This window comes from Geodermatophilus sp. URMC 61 (genome assembly GCF_052931555.1).
In genome coordinates this window covers 5,366,710-5,382,752 of sequence record NZ_JBRFHZ010000002.1, presented here as the reverse complement: position 1 = coordinate 5,382,752, position 16,043 = coordinate 5,366,710, and the positions used below count along the sequence as shown (strand labels likewise).

Sequence of the window (16,043 nt, the reverse complement as noted above, 5' to 3'; positions counted from 1 at the left end):
TCATCGCGCCAGCGAGACGATGCTGATCAAGCCGGGATAGAGCGCGAACAGGACGGTCACCGGCAGCACCAGGAAGACGACCGGCACCATCATCGCGATCTCCTTGCGCCCGCCGGCCTCGAGCAGCCGGCGCTTGCCGGCCTCGCGGACGTCGGCCGCCTGCGCGCGCAGCACCTCGGCCAGCGGGGTGCCGCGCTCGAGCGCCACGAGCAGCCCGTCGACGAAGCGGGCCAGCGGGTCCAGCGAGGTGCGGTCGGCGACCTGCTGGAGCGCGGCGGCCAGGGGCACACCGGCGCGCGCCCGGCCGAGCGCCGCGCCCAGCTCGCCGGCGAGCTCGCCGCCCGACAGCCGGGTCACCCGCGCGATCGCCGCGGTGGGGCTCTCCCCCGCGGTCACCGCCAGGGCCAGCAGCTCGGCGACCACCGGGAACTCGGCGAGCAGCAGCTCCTCACGCCGGTGCACCTGCTGGGTCAGCCACCAGTCGCGGCCGAGGACCCCGCCGACCAGCCCCGCCACGCACAGCAGCGCCACCGACAGCACGTTGACGTCCCCGGCCAGCAGGGAACCGGCCGTCGCCAGCAGCGCCGCGCCGAGCAGGCCGAGACCGCCCCACACCACCTGCTCGACCCGGAAGTCCTCCACCCCGGCGTCGCTGCCCAGCGCGTCCAGCCGCCGGCGCACCGCCGTGCGGCCGCCGAGCACCCGGTCGACGAAGCGGGCCCCGTCGGCGACCACCGGGCCGAGCAGCCGCCGGACGGCGGTCAGCAGGCCGGCCTCGGTCGCGGTGCCCAGCAACCGGGACGGCGGCGGGGTGTCGTGCACGTAGGGGGCCAGCCGGTCGACCAGGCGCACCGATCGGAACGGCGGCGCGAAGGTGACCACGAGCAGCACACCCGCCGCTGCGGCCAGCCCGATCAGCATCCCGATGAGCGACCCGCTCACTGGAGCACCCGCACGTCCTGCGGCAGCCGGCCGATCCGCAGCATCAGCCGGTACGAGGCCAGGCAGACCGCCGCGCCGCCGAGCAGGATCGCCGTCCCCAGCGGCGAGTCGTAGGCCTCCAGCGTCGCCGACTGGGTGGCCAGCAGGAGCAGCACCACCCACGGCGCGGCGACGGCCAGCCGCGCGGCCTGCACCACCCAGCCCTGCCGGGTCTCCAGTTCGGCCCGGGCACGGGCGTCCTCGCGGAGGAAGGACGCGAGGGTGCGCAGCACGCGGCCGAGGTCGCTGCCGCCCACCTCGCGAGCCACCCGCAGCGTCTCCACGATCCGGTCACCGACCGGGTCGGCCAGGTCGCGCTTGAGCCGGTCGAGACAGTCGCCGAAGCGGCCGCTGGAGCGGTACTCGGCAGCGAAGCGCGCGAACGGCGGGCGCAGCACCTCCGGGCCGCGGGTCGACAGCGCCGACAGCGCCTCGGGCAGCGAGAGCCCGGCCCGAACGGCGGAGGCGAGGTTGTCGACGACCTCGGGCCACACCTCCCGCAGGTCGGCCCGCCGCTTGACCGCCAGCCGGCGCACCTGGACGACGGGCAGCGCGGCGGCGAAGGCGCCGAAGAGCAGGCTCACCGTGACCGTGCCGGTGGTGAGCAGGACGACGACCGTGACGAGCAGACCCAGCCCGGCCTGCAGGGCGGTGAGCTGTGCGGCGTTGATGCTGGCCAGGCCGGCGGCGGCGAGCTGCTGCTGCCGCCGCGACGGCTTCCGGGTGCGGTCCCGGCGCCGCGGGGCACGCGGGCCGCTGCGCCAGACCAGCAACAGGCCGACGCCGAGCAGCAGTCCGAGCAGGGCGCCGGTCACGGCGCCTCCTCGCTGACGCTGGTCGGCCCCGTGCCCGACGGTGCTGTGTCCATGCGTGTCCTCGCGAGCCCGGTCACGGCCGCCACCGGGCGTCGTCGAGCAGGGTGGGCACGTCGAACCCGTGCGCGGCGAAGCGCTCGGGGTGCGGCGGGTAGCCGGTGCCGCGCACCAGCCGGCCCTCACGAGTGGTGAAGACGTCGGCGAGCTCGATGACGCCGTCCTCGGCGCGACCCGGGACGGCGACCACCTCGCGCACCCGACGCCGTCCGTCGGGGTCGCTGCCCACGTGCACGACCAGGTCCACGCTGGCCGCCACCGTGGGGACGACGAACGCGTGACCGATGTTCTCGCCGGCCAGCAGCGGCAGGGTGCACATCTTCGTGATCGCCTCGCGGGCGCTGTTGGCGTGCAGCGTGCACATGCCGGGCAGTCCCGAGTTCAGCGCGATCAGCAGGTCGAGGCACTCCTCCTGCCGCACCTCGCCCACGACGATGCGGGAGGGCCGCATGCGCAGCGCCTCCTTCACCAGCCGGCGCAGCGGGATCTCCCCGGCGCCCTCGAGGTTGGGCTGGCGGGTCTGCATGGCGACCACGTCGGGCAGTGGCACGCGGAGCTCGAAGACCTCCTCGCAGGTGATCACCCGCTCGCGCGCCGGGATCGCGGCGCACAGGCAGTTCAACAGGGTGGTCTTGCCGGCCTGGGTGCCGCCGGCGACGAGCACGTTGAGCCCGGAGACCACCGCCGCCTCGAGGAACCGCGCCGCCTGTGGGGTCAGCGTGCCCAGGGCGACGAGCTCGTCGAGGGAGTGCGCCTGCAGCACGAACTTGCGGATGTTGACCGCCATGTGCCGCCGCGTGATGTCCGGGATGACCACGTGCAAGCGCGACCCGTCGGGCATCGTCGCGTCGACGAACGGCGTCGACATGTCGATGCGCCGGCCGGAGGTGCGCAGCATCCGCTCCACCAGGTCGGCCAGCTCCCCCGGCGCCAGGATCGTCGTCGTCAGCTCGGAGCGGCCCCGCCGGGCGACGAACACCCGGCCCGGCTCGTTGACCCAGACCTCCTCGACCTCCGGGTCGTCCAGCCACCGCTGCAGCGGCCCGAACCCGGCCACCCGGTCCAGCACGTCCCGCACGACCGCGTCCGGATCCCCGATCGGCGGCAGTGCCGAGGTCAGCGACCGCTCCGAGTAGTCGGCCACCACGTCCCGCACCAGCAGGCGGACCGGCCCGGGGTCGGTGAACGGGTCCAGCCCCCGCCGGCGGATCAGCTCCCGGACCTCGCCGTCGACGACCTCCAGTGCGCTGGTCGCGGTCGGCACGGCACCCCCGTCGTTCCACCCGGTCAGGACGACGACGGACAGTAGGCGGGCGGAGCGGCCCGCAGGCCGGGGTCGCCACGATCTGTGGACAGCGGACACCCAGCCCCACCCGGTCGGGTGTCACCCACCGTGAGCGTCGGCCACGCGGGGGTGGAGGCGGTCCTCAGCCCCTGCCCCACGTGGTGGGCAGGGACTGAGGAAGCGCACCTCACTCAGGGGATCGCGCGGTCACCCCAGGACGAGGTCCTGGAGCCCGGCCGTTGCCAGCGTCTCCTGCAGGCGAGCGAGGATCCGGGCACGCGTCGGACCGATGCTGCCGACCGGCATGCCCAGGCGGGCGCTGATCTCCTGGTAGCTGATCGGCGGCGACGCCACCAGCAACTCCATCAGCTGCTGGTGCCGTTCGGGGAGCTCGGCCAGCGCGCGGCGGACCAGCACCTGGTGCTCCTGGCGCAACGCGGCCGCCTCGGGTCCGTCCTCGTCGGGGCAGTCGTACCGGACCCCCTCCCCACCGGCGCGGTCCTCGTCCCAGTCGATGAGGTGCTCACGGCCGCCCTGCCGGATGACCTGCAGGCACACCCGGCGGGCGGTCGTCTTCAGCCACCCCGCCACGTGCTCGGGTTCCCTGAGGTCGGCGACGTGCTCGACCAGCCTCAGCCACGTCGTCTGCACCGCGTCCGCGGCTTGGGCCTCGTTGAGCCGGAACCCGCGAACCACCGACCACAGCAGGCCGGCGTACTCGTCGACGATCGCGTTCCAGGCCGCCGCGTCGCCCTCGGCAGCACGGTGGATCAGCACGGTGACCTCGGCTGGCTCCATGTCCCTGTTCCTCTCGTCCGCTCGGCGCGTCACGCCGACACGGCAGAGGTTCGGGAGGCCGCGCTAGCGAAGCGCCAGCCGGACGAAGGGCCTGGTCAGGACGGGGAGATGGACGGCCGGACCTCAGCGCCCGGCGGCCAGCCGCTGCGCGAGCGCGCGGGTCCGCGGCTGGGGTGGCACACCCAGCTCGCGCAGCATCTGCTGGCAGCGACGCAGGGCGCGGTGCGCGTCGACGAGGTCGCCGTCCGCGAGGTGGACGCTGACGAGCAGCTGGTGGGCGTCCTCCGAGCAGTCGTCGGCCCGCAGGGCGCGCTCGGCGAGGGTCCGGGCCGTGGTGGTGTCGCCCCGCGCCAGCAGCAGGTTGCCGGCCCGGACGGCGCTCGCGACGAAGCGGCTGCGCAGGCGGTCCCGCTCCCACTCCAGCCAGCTCCCGCCGGCCACGTCGGCGAGGAGGTCCCCACCCCACAGCTCCACCGCCTGCAGGTAGGCCGACAGCGCCGCCGAGGGCGCGCCCTGGCGCTCCAGCCGGGCGGCCTCGTCCAGGGCCCGCTCGAACTGCAGCACGTCGATCTCGAGCGCTCCGTCGGTCACCAGGTGCAGCACCGGACCGGCGCTGCGGAGGAAGTACGGCGGGTCGAGCTCGCCGCGGTCGGGCTCGAGGACGTTCTGCAGGTAGGCGAGGGTGACACGCAGGTTCCGGCCGGCCGCCGCGTCGTCGAGGTCGGGCCACAGCTCCGAGGTGATGGCGGTCCGGGTCGGCCGGTCGTGGGTGAGCAGGTAGCCGAGGAGCTGACGCACCCGCTCCCTGCGCAGCTCCGGCGCGTTGACGACCACGCCGTCGCGGCGGAGCTCGAGCGGGCCGAGGACGCGCAGGTGCAACCGTGCGGTCGGCACCGCCGGGATCGCGCGCAGCAACGCGCGGGCGGTGGCCGCGAGGGTGGGGGGTACGGTCGCGGCCTGGGCGCGCAGGGTCACCCGGGCGGCGGGGCCGAGGTCCTCGACGAGCGCCTGTGCGCCGTCCTGACCGGCGGCGACCAGCCCGAGGGCCAGCTGCGCCGTCCACGGCACCGGCAGGAGAGCGCGCAGGACCGGCCAGGCGCTGGGCGGGACGGTGCCGGCCGCCGCCGTCGACCCGCGCTCGCGCAGCTCGACGAGGGCGCGGGCCCCGGCGTACAGGTCGGCGAGGGCGCCGGGCGGCGGGTCGGCGTCCCACCGTTCCCGGACCTCGGGCACCAGCACGTAGAGCAGCGGCACCGCGACCGGGGAGACCCGCACCGCCCCCGAGAGGCGTCCGCCGTTCGACGGGACGATCGACCGCAGTGCGGCCGCCGCCTGCTGCTCGGCGCCTCCCGACAGGTCGTGGAAGACCTCCGCCAGCGTCCGGGCCAGGGGTGCCCAGGCGACCGGGGAGGCGCCGAGGACGGGCCGGAAGGTCCCGAGGATCTCCCCTGCCTCCCCGTGCCGCCCCAGGACGTCGAGCAGGGAGACCGCACAGGTCAGCAGCTCGGGGGACGTGAGGACCTTGTCCGGCTTCATGTCGGTGAGCAGGTAGGGCAGCAGGCGCTCGGCCTCCTCCAGGCGTCCGCGCAGGCGGAAGGACTCGAGGAGCAAGCACCGCGAGACGCCGTGCATCGTCGTCGCCGGGTGCGACAGCGACCGCCGGGCCAGCACCTCGCCGGTCTGGGCGTCGCCCAGCTTCAGCAGGACCAGCTGCGCGTGCAGCCACTCCTGCACCGGGTGGAGGGCCGTCCGGGAGACCAGGCTGGGGACCGCGAGCGCCGCCCGGACCTCGTCGCTGGAGTGCGCCAGGACGCCCTGGAGGAGCGCGACGATGGCGGGCGCTCCGGGGTGCCCCTCCCCCGCCAGGTCCTGGAGTTCCTGCAGCAGGACCTCCATCCGGTGCCGGTCGTTGCGCCAGAACGCCAGCTGGACCAGCGCGTTGAAGCAGGCGTAGCGGACGCCGGGGGCCCCACCTGCGCGGGCGAGCGCCCGGTCGAGGAACACCTCGGCCGTGTCCGGGCTGGTCGACTCGGCGACCATGGCGGCGAGCAGCAGGCCCTCGGGGCTCTGCTGCACCGCGCTCGGCAGCCGGCGCAGCCACGACTCGAGGACGTCGGTGGGCACCAGCGCGGTGCAGCACTCGCAGACCTCCACGACCAGCCGCCGGACGTCCTCCCACGCGTGGGCGTCGAGCAGCAGGCTCATCGCCTCCGGGTACTGCCCCCGGCCGCGCAGGACGTCGGCCGCGGTCCGCCGCGCCTCCGCCACCTGCTCGGAGTCGAGGTGGTGCTGGAGGGCCGCTGCCCACAGCCCGTGCAGTGACCACCACCCCGAGCGGGAGTGCACGACCAGGGGCAACCCGTCGAGCAGGGACCGGAGGTCCACGTCCCGGCCGAGCAGCGCGGCGGCGATCTCCTCGTCCGCGCCGCCGACGGCGACGAGCAGAGCCAGGGCGTGCCGGCGCTCCGGTGACAGCTGGGCCAGCAGCTCCTCCCAGACGTACCCGCTGACGGCGAACGGGCCTGCCGTCGCCGTCAGCTCGGCCAGCGCCGGCCAGCCTCCGACGTCGCTGAGCAGCTCCGGCGGGACGCCGCGGGACTCGGCGAACGCGACGACCTCGTCCTCGCGGAACTGCAGCTGGTCCTCCCGCAGGACCACGGCGTCCCCGGTGGCCACGAGCCGGGAGACCGACAGCGGGAGCGGCGGCCGCGAGGCGAGGACGAGGTGACCGTTCCCCGGTAGCTCCTCGACCAGGTGGCCGAGGAACCGGCCGGCCGGCGAGCCCGGGGTCACCAGGTGGACGTCGTCGAGGACGAGGGCGACGTGGCGAGGGGCCGCGCTCCACAGCGCCTCGGCCACCGCGACCGCGGCCTGCCGCGGGTCCTCGGGCACCGGGGCGGAGAGCCCGACCGCGGCGAAGGCGCCGGAGGCCAGGACGGACAGCGTGGTGTCGTCCGGCTGACAGGTCAGCCAGCGGTCCTCCCCCACCGGGGAGAGCGCGTTCTCGCTGACCGCCTGCCCCAGCAGCGAGGTCTTGCCGAAGCCGGCGGGCGCGACGACCACGGTCAGCGGGCGCTCGAAGCGACTCCGCAGGACGTCCAGCAGCCGCGGCCGCACGATCAGGTCCCGGTTGGCGAGGGGCGGCATGTACCTGAGCGCCCGGCTCATGGGCCGACTCTAGGGACCGGGCGACCGTCGGCACACCGGATTCGTTCCGCTGACGCGTCGCTAGCGGTTGGCCCAGGCCGGCAGGTGTATCAGCACGGGTGGCTCCCGGCTCTGGACAGTACGGACCCCATGGGACCCCGACCTGGCGTTCTGTGGTCTGCCGGTGTGCGGCCGGGTGCGGGAAGGAGGCGGTCGTGGACGGGAACGACGGTCATCGGTGGGACGACGACGAACTGATGACGCTCCTGACCGGGGTGCTGGACGACCAGGAGGCCGACTGCGCGGAGGCGCCGACGTGCGCCGGGCCGGGTGACCATCCGGCCGAGATCTCCCTGGAGGCCGTCGTCGCCGCGGGGCGAGCCGCCTTCTGCTGGCTCGACGTGGTCGTCACATTGCGGAACGTCGCCCGACACCGCGGGCCGACCGCCGGAGCCTCGACCGCTGGCGAGCCCGGCCACTAGCTTGGCCGCTCCCCCAACCGGATCGACGGCGACCGAGGGGCGGTGACCACCGTGCAGGTGCCCGCGAAGAGCGTCGATGCCCCACCCTCGCTCCTCGGCGACGAGGTCCGTCGGGGCGTCAAGGCCAGGGTGGCGCGGGTACTCGGCAGCAACCGGGTGGCCCGTCTGGGGCCGGTGCGCCGACGTTGGCCCCTGTGGAGGTTCCGTCCGTCCGTGCTGGTGGTGACGCGGCGCGAGGACGTCGACGAGGTGCTCGACCGTTCCGAGACCTTCGTCTTCCCCTACGCCGCCCACCTGCCCGGCGAGTTCCTCCTGGCGTCCGGGCCGGTCGAGCACCGGCGGCAGCGGGCCGAGCTGGACGCCGTGCTGCGCCGCGAGGACGCTGAGCGGCTCCGCCGGGTGGTGGGCGTCGCGGCGGAGCAACGTGTCCAGCGCAGCCGCCGCACCGGACGGATGGAGGTCGTCGGCGAGCTGGTCCAGCCGGTGTTCGACGTGGTCCTCGACGACTACGTCGGGTGCCGCGGCCCGGACCCGGAGACCCGCCTCCAGTGGGGTCGTGACCTGTTCGAGCACATCTTCCTCAACCGCGGGGAGATCCGGTCGGTCGCGGATCGGGCCGAGGTCGCCTGGCGACAGTTGGAGGCGCACCTGGCCGCGCAGCTCGAGGAGGTCCGGCGGACCCGCGAGGGGCCGGAGACCCTGCTGCGGCGGCTGGTGGAGCGACAGGAGTCGGGCTCGGAGACCGCACTGGACGACGCGGAGATCCGCGGCAACGTCATCGGGATGGCCATCGGCTGGCTGTGGCACGGCGCGCGGGCGGCCGTGCTCGCGGTGGACGAGCTGCTGGCCCGTCCCCCCGCCCTGCAGAAGGCCCGCGAGGCCGCGCAGGAAGAGGACCTGGAGCAGCTGCGCCGCCTGCTGTGGGAGGCGCTCCGGTTCCGACCTGTCCAGGTCGGTCTGCCGCGCCGGTGCACCGCGGAGACGACGCTGGCCGAGGGCACCCCCTGGGCCCGGCGGGTGCCCAGCGGTACCAGGCTCCTGGTCGGCACCCACTCGGCGATGTGGGACGAGACCACCGTCCCCGACCCGGAGGACTTCGACGCCACGCGGGCCGAGTCGCAGTACCGGATCTTCGGCAGTGGTCCGCACCGGTGCCCCGGTGAGCACCTGATGGGCGTCCAGCTGCCGGCGCTGCTGGCGCCGCTGCTCCGCGTGGACGGGCTGCACCGAGCGGTCGGCCCCGCCGGACGGCTGCACTGGGACGGCCTGACGCCCGAACGCCTCGAGGTCCGGTTCGACGAGGGGAGGTAGCGCCGTGAGATACCGGTCCTTCCCGACACCGGGTTTGGCCCCCGTCACCGCGCGGGCCACGAAGGCGTCCGCCCAGGAGGTCGTGGCGTCGCAGCCCCGGAGGGCTGCTCTGCGGCCGGACGTGGTCGGCCGGGTGGGGATGATCACCGTGCTGACCGCGCTCATGCCCCTCGATGCGCTGCGGCTGCGGGTGCTGTTCGCGCTGACCCGCCGTTTCCCGCAGCTCGGCGGGCTGGGCCCGCTCAAGTCGGTCTACTTCACCCGGTGGAGCGTCCTCACCTCCCTGCCCTACAACGGACCTCCGCAGGTCCCGGAGCGGCTCGGCCACGGGCGGTTGCTCTGGGAGACCGTCTACAGCGCGCCCACCGAGCCCTACGTCGAGGCGTTCGTGCACGGGGTCGGCTCGAAGGTCCGGCGCATCTGGCGCAGGTCCTACGGGTTCCCGGGGACCGGGTCGGTGACCGCGCTGGCGGGCTACATCGGCGAGCTGGCCATCCCGGGCGCCCACAACTGGGCGGCCTACCCCACGGCGACCGTTCGCACGGTCCTCGCGGCGCTGGACGTGGCGAGGGAGCACCGGTACCTCGTCCAGGCGGCGCGGACCGCGAGCCCCGAGGAGTTCGCGGTGCTCTACCGCGGGTTCCTCGACCGCCGGAAGGGAGACCTGTGAGCCACACCTGGCCCGCCACGCCGCTCACCGTGCTGACTCCGGTGTGCCCTGGCGAGGAGGACGCGCTGACCGGCTCTCTGTCCCGGCTCCCCCAGGGGGAGGACAGCCCCTTCAGACGAGTGGCCGAGACCCACTTCGCCCGCTGGGTCGTGCTCTCCGGTACGCCCTGGCGCGTCCTCGGTGTCCCCCGGCGGTCCCGGCCGCTGCGGATGCACTACCTGATCTTCACCAGCACAGCCAACTGCCCGCCCGAGCAGCACGTGGAGGACCTCCGCACCGGGCTCCGGCGCCACGCCGACGCCGTGTGGGGCCACTGCGTCGGCTATCCGGGACACGCCCGCGCCGCCGAGTTCCGCCGGTACCTGCTGCACAACCGCCTCCCGATCCACCGGTGGTCCCCCGCCTACGACGCCACGGTGCAGGAGGTCCACGACGCCCTCGCGCTCCGGCGCAGGCACGCCGACCTGGCCGTGCGGACACAGGCGGACGACGACCTGGAGCTGCAGAGGGCCTTCCTCGAGGAATTCGGGAGAGACGGGACCTGAGCCATGGGCACAGCGCTCGACCTGGCCGACGTCCAGGGCAACATCCTCAACGGCTACGGCTCCCACTTCGGCCACGCCGTCCACCTGCTGCTGCACGCCGACACGGCCGAGGCCGCCCGGCAGTGCCTCCAGCAGGTCCAGGGACGGGTGACCACGGCGGCCCGCTGGTCACGCGGTCATCGCCCCCGCACCACCCTCAACGTCGGGGTCACGTACAGCGGGTTCCAGCGACTGGAGCTCCGGCCGTCCCTGCTGGACCGCTTCCCCGAGGCCTTCCGCGAGGGTCCCTCGAAGCGGGCCGCGGACCTCGGCGACACCGGCCTCAGCAGTCCCGATGAGTGGGAGGAGCCCCTGGGCGCCGGCCACGTGCACCTGCTGCTGACCATCTGCGCGCAGACGCCGGACGACCTGTCCCGGGCGTGGGAGCGGCTGCGCGACGAGCTCGGCTCGATCACCGGCCTGGCGGTCGTCGCCGAGCAGGAGACGCACGCACTGCCACGCAGGCGGGAGCACTTCGGCTTCGCCGACGGGTTCTCCCAGCCCGAGATCGAGGGCGTCGACCGGCCCAGCAGTCACCGGCCCACCTGGGACAGTGGGATCGGAGTGCCTCTGCCCGGCGGCCGGTGGCGGCCGATCAAGGCCGGTGAGTTCCTCCTCGGCCGCCCGGACGAGGACGGTCAGATCGAGACCGAGCCCGACCCGGAGCTGGTCCGCAACGGCACCTACGTCGTCTACCGCAAGCTCCGGCAGGACGTGCAGCGCTTCGAGGAGAGCCTGACCGAGGCAGCACGTCGCACGGGCCTGCCCAGAGAACTCGTGGCGGCGAAGATCATGGGACGCTGGCGAGACGGGATCTCCTTGGCCACCGAGTCCCACCGCGGCGACCCCGGTGACCTCACAGAGGTCGCGAACGACCAACCGGCCAACGACTTCCGGTACCTGCCGGACGACCGGGAGGGGCACACCTGCCCGCTGGGCGCTCACATCCGTCGGGCCAACCCCCGGGACGCACTCGACTTCGGCGGCACACTGACCGACAGTGGCGTCCTGACGGCCCGGCACCGGATCATCCGACGGGGGATGCCGTACGAGGAGACCTCCGGATCGGGGAGTGACGACCGCGGGTTGCTCTTCGTCTGCTACCAGGCCGACATCGCCCGTCAGTACGAGACCGTGCAGAAGGACTGGTGCAACGACGGCGACACCTTCGGGCTCGGGGACGACCCCGACTACCTCTTCGGGCGCGCCGGCTCGAGCGGCAAGATGGCCATCCCGATGCCGGATGGCCGCCCGAGGTTCGTCGACGTCCCCCCTGATCTCGTGGTGACCCGGGGCACCGAGTACCTGTTCGCGCCGGGGATCGGGGCGTTGCGCAAGCTGGCCGAGGGGGCCTTCGGGTAGTCGCCGAGCGGTCCCGGACCCGTCGCGCGCCCCCGGCTCAGTCGGGGTGACTCCGGCGGTACGTCATCCGCAGTTGACCAGGGGTCGACGTGGTGGGGCGAGCGCCGTCAGGCCGGGAGTTCGTCGATGCTCGACGGCTCCCGTTCCTGGACCCCGTTCACCGCGTGCCGGAAGGCGCTGGACCGCGGGTACGCCACGCGACGCGAACGCATGACGGACCCCAGGGGTCGGTGGGCCTCCAGCGTGTGCCACGGACTGAACGACAGGACGTCGTCGGCGTAGCGGCGACGGGCGTCGCTGTACGGGTCCTGGGCCGGCAGGTGCAGGACCGCGACCCGGTGGTGCGGCGACAACTCCTCGGGCCAGAGCACCGAGGCGTCCTCGATCGGCATCCGGTCGACGTCGACGCACAGTTGTGCGCGCACGTCGTACTCGGCGCTGTGCCGGGTGAAGAAGTCCGTGACCAGGTCACGCAGCGCTGACTCCCCGGCGCGCTTGCCCACGGGCCTGCCGGTGAGCGCCCGCACCTCCGCGGACCGCGGGGCGGCCGAGATCTTGGCGACGTGGTCGCCGTAGCGCAAGGCCGCCATCGAGTGGAACGTCTCCCCGAGGATGTGGTTGTTGGCCACGGCCAGCCCCTCGATGACCGGCGGGAGCGGGCGCCCGAGGCGGGTGAGCACCCGGGCGGCGACGCGGGCGCCCAGCCTGGTGATCCGCTGCCGCAGGTCGCTCTGGTGGGCCTGCCGCGCGAGCATCTTCTGCAGCTCGGCGTACTCGCCGATCGTGCCGAAGGGCAGGGTCGGCTGGTTGACCAGGAGGAAGTCCTGCGTGGTGGCGCCGTCGTCGACGGCCCGGGGACCGTCCACCCCGATCACCTTGATGGCCAGTCCGCGCAGGACAGGGACCTGATCGGAGCGGAGGTCACCGATCGAGGTGGACAAGCGGACGATGACCGGATAGCTGCGCGGGGTGGCGAACAGGCCCTGGGCGAGGTGCGCGGGCAGGTCCGGCTCGATGCGCAACTCGCCGGCGAGGACGCCGTGGCTCTTGGCGTGCGCGTCGCGCAGACCGTGCCGGTGCTTGGCGGCGACCTGGTGGTTGGTCCTCTCCATCGAGCCGACGATCCGGGAGACGACCTGCTCCTCGTCCGGGAACGGCTGCTCCAGGTCCGCCCGGTAGCGCACGTAGGGCTGTGTCGTGGTCACGGGGGTCATCGTGTCTCCGTCTCGCCGGTGCGGGTGAAGGTGACCAGCGGGTCGGTGTCCTCACCGGGGGTGTTCCGGTCGACGAGGTCCTGCAGGCGACTGGTCCGCTCGATCGCGCGCATCCCGGCTCTCGAGAAGGTCGAGGCGTTGGAGACGCTCTTCACCATCAGCGGGTTCGTGTCCGGGTCCGCCGCCGCCTCCGGCCTCCTGTCGGGTCGCCCGTCGAGGAGGACCCGACCCGGAACGCTCGTCGTCTCGATGCCTCTGCTCGTTGCCACGGCCGCTCCCGTTGACTCCTGATCCCCGACGGAGACCGTCCCACGCATGGGCCCACGGAGTCTGCGGCCGTGGCGTCACTGCTCCGTCACCGCGCCGTCACCGCGCCCGCCGTGGCGCGCCGAGGCAGGGGAGCAGCCCGGGCCGAGGCGACCTCGACGGCCTCGGCCGGCCGCTGGTCATCCCCGTCGGGGGGCTCGTGCTCTGCCCAGCTGCCGGGCAGAGCACGGGCATCCCGGGCTCCTGCGGTGGCCGGGGGGTGCCCAGCGCGGTCGGGACCGCGCCGCGGGAGCCCCCGCGACTCGGCGGGCTGACGCCCGATCAGGCGCGTGGCAGCTCGACAGCGGGAGTGCTCGGGCGCCGGCCCAGCAGCAGCAGTTCGGCGTCCGTGGCCTCCAGCGGCGCGGCGAAGAGGAAGCCCTGCCCGCTGACGCAGCGGCCGTCGAGCAGCCGGGCGCGCTGGGCCTCCGACTCGACGCCCTCGGCGACGACCTCGAGGTCCAGGGCTCGACCGAGGTCCACCAGGCCGCGGACGATCGGGGGCATCTCGCCGTCGCGCGTGATCGTGGCGACGAAGGACCGGTCGATCTTGAGGACGTCAAACGTGAACTGCTGCAGGTAGCTGAAGGACGAGTAGCCGGTGCCGAAGTCGTCGAGCGCGAGCCGTACGCCGAGGGCCCGGAGCGCGGACAGGGACTCGGCAGCGCGCTCGGCGTCGCCCACGAGTGCGGTCTCGGTGACCTCCAGGACCAGGGCGGACGCCGGCAGGCCGCTCGCGGCCAGCGCCTCACGCACGTGGTCGAGCAGGTCGGGCGAGGTCAGCTGCACCGCCGAGACGTTGACCGACATCGTCGTGTCCGCGGCCGCGGGGTGTTCGCGTCGCCAGGCGGCCGCCGTCCGGCAGGCCTCGCGCAGCACCCAGGCGCCGATCTCGTCGATGAGGCCGAGGTCCTCGGCGACGGGGACGAAGCGGTTGGGCGGCACGGCGCCGAGGGTGGGCGACTGCCAGCGCAGCAGCGCCTCGAAGCCGAGCACCCGCTGGTCGGCCAGGTCGACGACGGGTTGGTAGACCAGCCGGAACTGGTCCGCAGCGAGCGCGCCGGCCAGCTCGTGCTCCAGCCGGCGCTGCTCGACGGCAGCCGCGCGCATGTCCGGCTCGAAGACCACCGAGCGTCCCCGGCCGGAGACCTTCGCCACGTACATCGCGATGTCGGCGTCCTGGACCAGCGACTCCCCGGTCGCGTCCTCCCCCGCCACGGCGATGCCGACACTGCCACTGACCGTGACCTGCTGGCTGGCCAGCTCCACCGGGTGGGCGAGGACGTCGAGCACGCGGTCGGCCGTCGTGCGGGCCTCGTCCGCGCCGTCGCCGGAGCACCCGACCAGGATGGCGAACTCGTCCCCGCCGAGCCGGGCGACCGTGTCCCCGGCGCGCACCGCCGACCGCAGCCGCTCCGCCACCTCCCGCAGCAGCGCGTCGCCGGCCTGGTGGCCGAGGGTGTCGTTGACCGCCTTGAAGCCGTCGAGGTCGATGAAGACGACCGCCGCCGAGGCGTCCCCCCGGGCGCGGCGGCGCAGGGCCTGGTCGACGCGGTCGGAGAAGAGGGCCCGGTTGGCCAGGCCGGTGAGGGTGTCGTGGAAGGCCTGGTGGGTCAGCGCCTCCTCCGCGCGCTTGCGGTCGGTGATGTCGGTGATGTGGACGACGACGCCGCCGACGTCCGGGTCGGTGCGCAGGTCGGCCAGCCGCACGCCGAACCACCGCGGCACGCCGTCGTGGCGCCGGCACGGGAGCTCGGCGTCCACGACCGCACCGCCGGCCGACAGCGCCTCGTGGAACACGCGCCGGGCCTGGGCCGGGTCGACACCGGACAGCCGCACCAGGTCGCCGGAGGCGAGCTCCTCCGCGGTCCCCACGCCGAGGACGCCGCCCAGCGCGGCCGGGTCGCTGAGCAGGTGACCACCCACGGAGAGGACCGCGACCGCGTCCGAGGAGTGCCGCGCCAGGGCGGCGCTGTAGCGCTGCTGCGAGCGGACCAGCGCCCGAGCGGCGGCCTCGGCGCGCAGCACGCGGGCGACCCGCACGAAGACCAGCACGGCGAGCACGAGGGTGCCGCCGAAGACGGTCACCGGCGCACCGCCGGCGCCGGTCACCCCGCGGAGCACCTCGAGACCGGCGGGCACGAGCAGGGCGCCGAGGCTGACCGCCAGCCGTGCCATCGACGGGACGGCGTCGACCGGCTCCGCCGCGGCCCGCTCCGGCCGGCCGCGGTGGCCGGCGGCCGCGGCCAGCAGCAGTGCACCGAGCAGCCAGCCGGTGTCGAACCAGACGCTGGCGACCTCGGCGTCGGCCACGAGCAGGAAGCCCAGGTCGGAGCCGAGCCAGCAGGCGGCGCCGGCGGCGACCGCGAGCGGCGCACGCTCCCCGCGGGAGCGGGTGGCGACGAGCCGGAACACCAGGCCGATGAAGGCGGCGTCCAGCGCCGGGTAGCACGCCCAGACGGTGCGGGTCAGCACCGGTAGGGAGCCGTCGCCGACCGTGCCGGCGACCGACAGCTGCCAGACGAGCAGCAGCACCGCGACGAACACGCCGGCCCCGTCGAGCCAGCCGTCGAGCTGCTGTCCCCGCGAGCGGCCGCGGGTGTCGGCCATCCGCCACAGGCCGAGGGCCAGCGCGAGGTAGCCGCTCAGGTAGGCGAGGTCGGCCACGGAGACGTCGGGGACCGAACCGGTCCAGCTGTAGACGAACCACACTCCGTCGCCGGCGGTGGTGAGGGTGACGCCGAGGGCGACCAGCACGGCGGCCGACCGCCGTCCCTGCCGCAGCGCGCCCCACCAGGCCGCCCCGGAGGCCGCTGACATGACCAGCAGGTAGAGGGCGTCGGCCGCCCCGGTCCCGTACACGGCGGCGTGGGCCACCAGGACGAGCGCGACCAGCGTCAGCCGGCCCCCGGACGCCGGCCCGCGCCGGCCCGTCCCCTGCAGCATCCCTGTCCCCACCCCGCCACCGCCTCGCCTCTCGATGCTGTCGCGGACCGCATCGACGGACGCCGGCTCCCCCTGTACGACCGTG

13 protein-coding genes are annotated in these 16,043 nt (G+C 74.4%); 5 read left to right on the top strand and 8 right to left on the bottom strand.

The genetic code is table 11. The features are described from left to right. From ACU610_RS25300 to ACU610_RS25280, 5 genes are all read right to left on the bottom strand, one after another. A complete protein-coding gene (locus ACU610_RS25300) occupies positions 1–942 on the bottom strand; it encodes a type II secretion system F family protein (protein WP_446770442.1) in 942 nt (313 codons plus the stop codon). Beyond that, positions 939–1,796, bottom strand: a complete 858-nt coding sequence (locus ACU610_RS25295; protein WP_446770441.1) for a type II secretion system F family protein — start codon at positions 1,794–1,796, stop codon at positions 939–941. The genes ACU610_RS25300 and ACU610_RS25295 overlap by 4 nt, the downstream gene beginning before the upstream one ends. A 73-nt stretch (positions 1,797–1,869) precedes the next feature. Continuing rightward, positions 1,870–3,117, bottom strand: a complete 1,248-nt coding sequence (locus ACU610_RS25290) for a CpaF family protein (protein WP_446770440.1) — start codon at positions 3,115–3,117, stop codon at positions 1,870–1,872. A 228-nt stretch (positions 3,118–3,345) separates the two neighbouring features. Next, on the bottom strand, positions 3,346–3,936 hold the full coding sequence (locus ACU610_RS25285; RefSeq protein WP_446770439.1) for an RNA polymerase sigma factor: 591 nt from the start codon (positions 3,934–3,936) through the stop codon (positions 3,346–3,348). A 123-nt stretch (positions 3,937–4,059) separates the two neighbouring features. Next, complete coding sequence (locus tag ACU610_RS25280) at positions 4,060–7,104, bottom strand: BTAD domain-containing putative transcriptional regulator (RefSeq protein ID WP_446770438.1); 3,045 nt, start codon at positions 7,102–7,104, stop codon at positions 4,060–4,062. A gap of 194 nt (positions 7,105–7,298) precedes the next feature. Between ACU610_RS25280 and ACU610_RS25275 the strand changes: the two genes are divergently transcribed. The 5 genes from ACU610_RS25275 to ACU610_RS25255 all read left to right on the top strand — a co-directional run bounded on the left by ACU610_RS25275 (position 7,299) and on the right by ACU610_RS25255 (position 11,492). Then, positions 7,299–7,565 (top strand): hypothetical protein, encoded by a 267-nt coding sequence (locus ACU610_RS25275; protein ID WP_446770437.1) that lies wholly within the window; start codon positions 7,299–7,301, stop codon positions 7,563–7,565. A 213-nt stretch (positions 7,566–7,778) separates the two neighbouring features. Beyond that, a complete protein-coding gene (locus ACU610_RS25270) occupies positions 7,779–8,876 on the top strand; it encodes a cytochrome P450 (RefSeq protein WP_446770436.1) in 1,098 nt (365 codons plus the stop codon). Between the two features lie 82 nt (positions 8,877–8,958). Continuing rightward, positions 8,959–9,546 carry a hypothetical protein gene (locus tag ACU610_RS25265; RefSeq protein WP_446770435.1) on the top strand — a complete coding sequence of 196 codons (588 nt, stop codon included), beginning with the start codon at positions 8,959–8,961 and terminating at the stop codon, positions 9,544–9,546. Beyond that, positions 9,543–10,091: a hypothetical protein gene (locus ACU610_RS25260; RefSeq protein WP_446770434.1), complete on the top strand. Its 549-nt coding sequence runs from the start codon at positions 9,543–9,545 to the stop codon at positions 10,089–10,091. The genes ACU610_RS25265 and ACU610_RS25260 overlap by 4 nt, the downstream gene beginning before the upstream one ends. A 3-nt stretch (positions 10,092–10,094) precedes the next feature. Further along, positions 10,095–11,492 (top strand): Dyp-type peroxidase, encoded by a 1,398-nt coding sequence (locus tag ACU610_RS25255; RefSeq protein ID WP_446770433.1) that lies wholly within the window; start codon positions 10,095–10,097, stop codon positions 11,490–11,492. Positions 11,493–11,599: 107 nt separating this feature from the next. Here the strand turns inward: ACU610_RS25255 and ACU610_RS25250 are convergent, their stop codons facing one another. The 3 genes from ACU610_RS25250 to ACU610_RS25240 form a co-directional block, all read right to left on the bottom strand. Then, positions 11,600–12,706: a catalase family protein gene (locus ACU610_RS25250; RefSeq protein WP_446770432.1), complete on the bottom strand. Its 1,107-nt coding sequence runs from the start codon at positions 12,704–12,706 to the stop codon at positions 11,600–11,602. Beyond that, positions 12,703–12,975, bottom strand: coding sequence for a hypothetical protein (locus ACU610_RS25245; RefSeq protein WP_446770431.1), 273 nt, complete (start codon positions 12,973–12,975; stop codon positions 12,703–12,705). Before ACU610_RS25245 ends, ACU610_RS25250 begins: the two co-directional genes overlap by 4 nt. A 319-nt stretch (positions 12,976–13,294) precedes the next feature. After that, positions 13,295–15,958: a putative bifunctional diguanylate cyclase/phosphodiesterase gene (locus ACU610_RS25240; protein WP_446770430.1), complete on the bottom strand. Its 2,664-nt coding sequence runs from the start codon at positions 15,956–15,958 to the stop codon at positions 13,295–13,297. Positions 15,959–16,043: the final 85 nt, after the last annotated feature.

Bases quoted from the DNA above. Each gene is read 5' to 3' on its own strand.
- ACU610_RS25285 (WP_446770439.1), bottom strand. From the start codon at position 3,936: ATGGAGCCAGCCGAGGTCACCGTGCTGATCCACCGTGCTGCCGAGGGC.
- ACU610_RS25255 (WP_446770433.1), top strand. From the start codon at position 10,095: ATGGGCACAGCGCTCGACCTGGCCGACGTCCAGGGCAACATCCTCAAC.
- ACU610_RS25240 (WP_446770430.1), bottom strand. From the start codon at position 15,958: ATGCTGCAGGGGACGGGCCGGCGCGGGCCGGCGTCCGGGGGCCGGCTG.
- ACU610_RS25250 (WP_446770432.1), bottom strand. From the start codon at position 12,706: ATGACCCCCGTGACCACGACACAGCCCTACGTGCGCTACCGGGCGGAC.
- ACU610_RS25280 (WP_446770438.1), bottom strand. From the start codon at position 7,104: ATGAGCCGGGCGCTCAGGTACATGCCGCCCCTCGCCAACCGGGACCTG.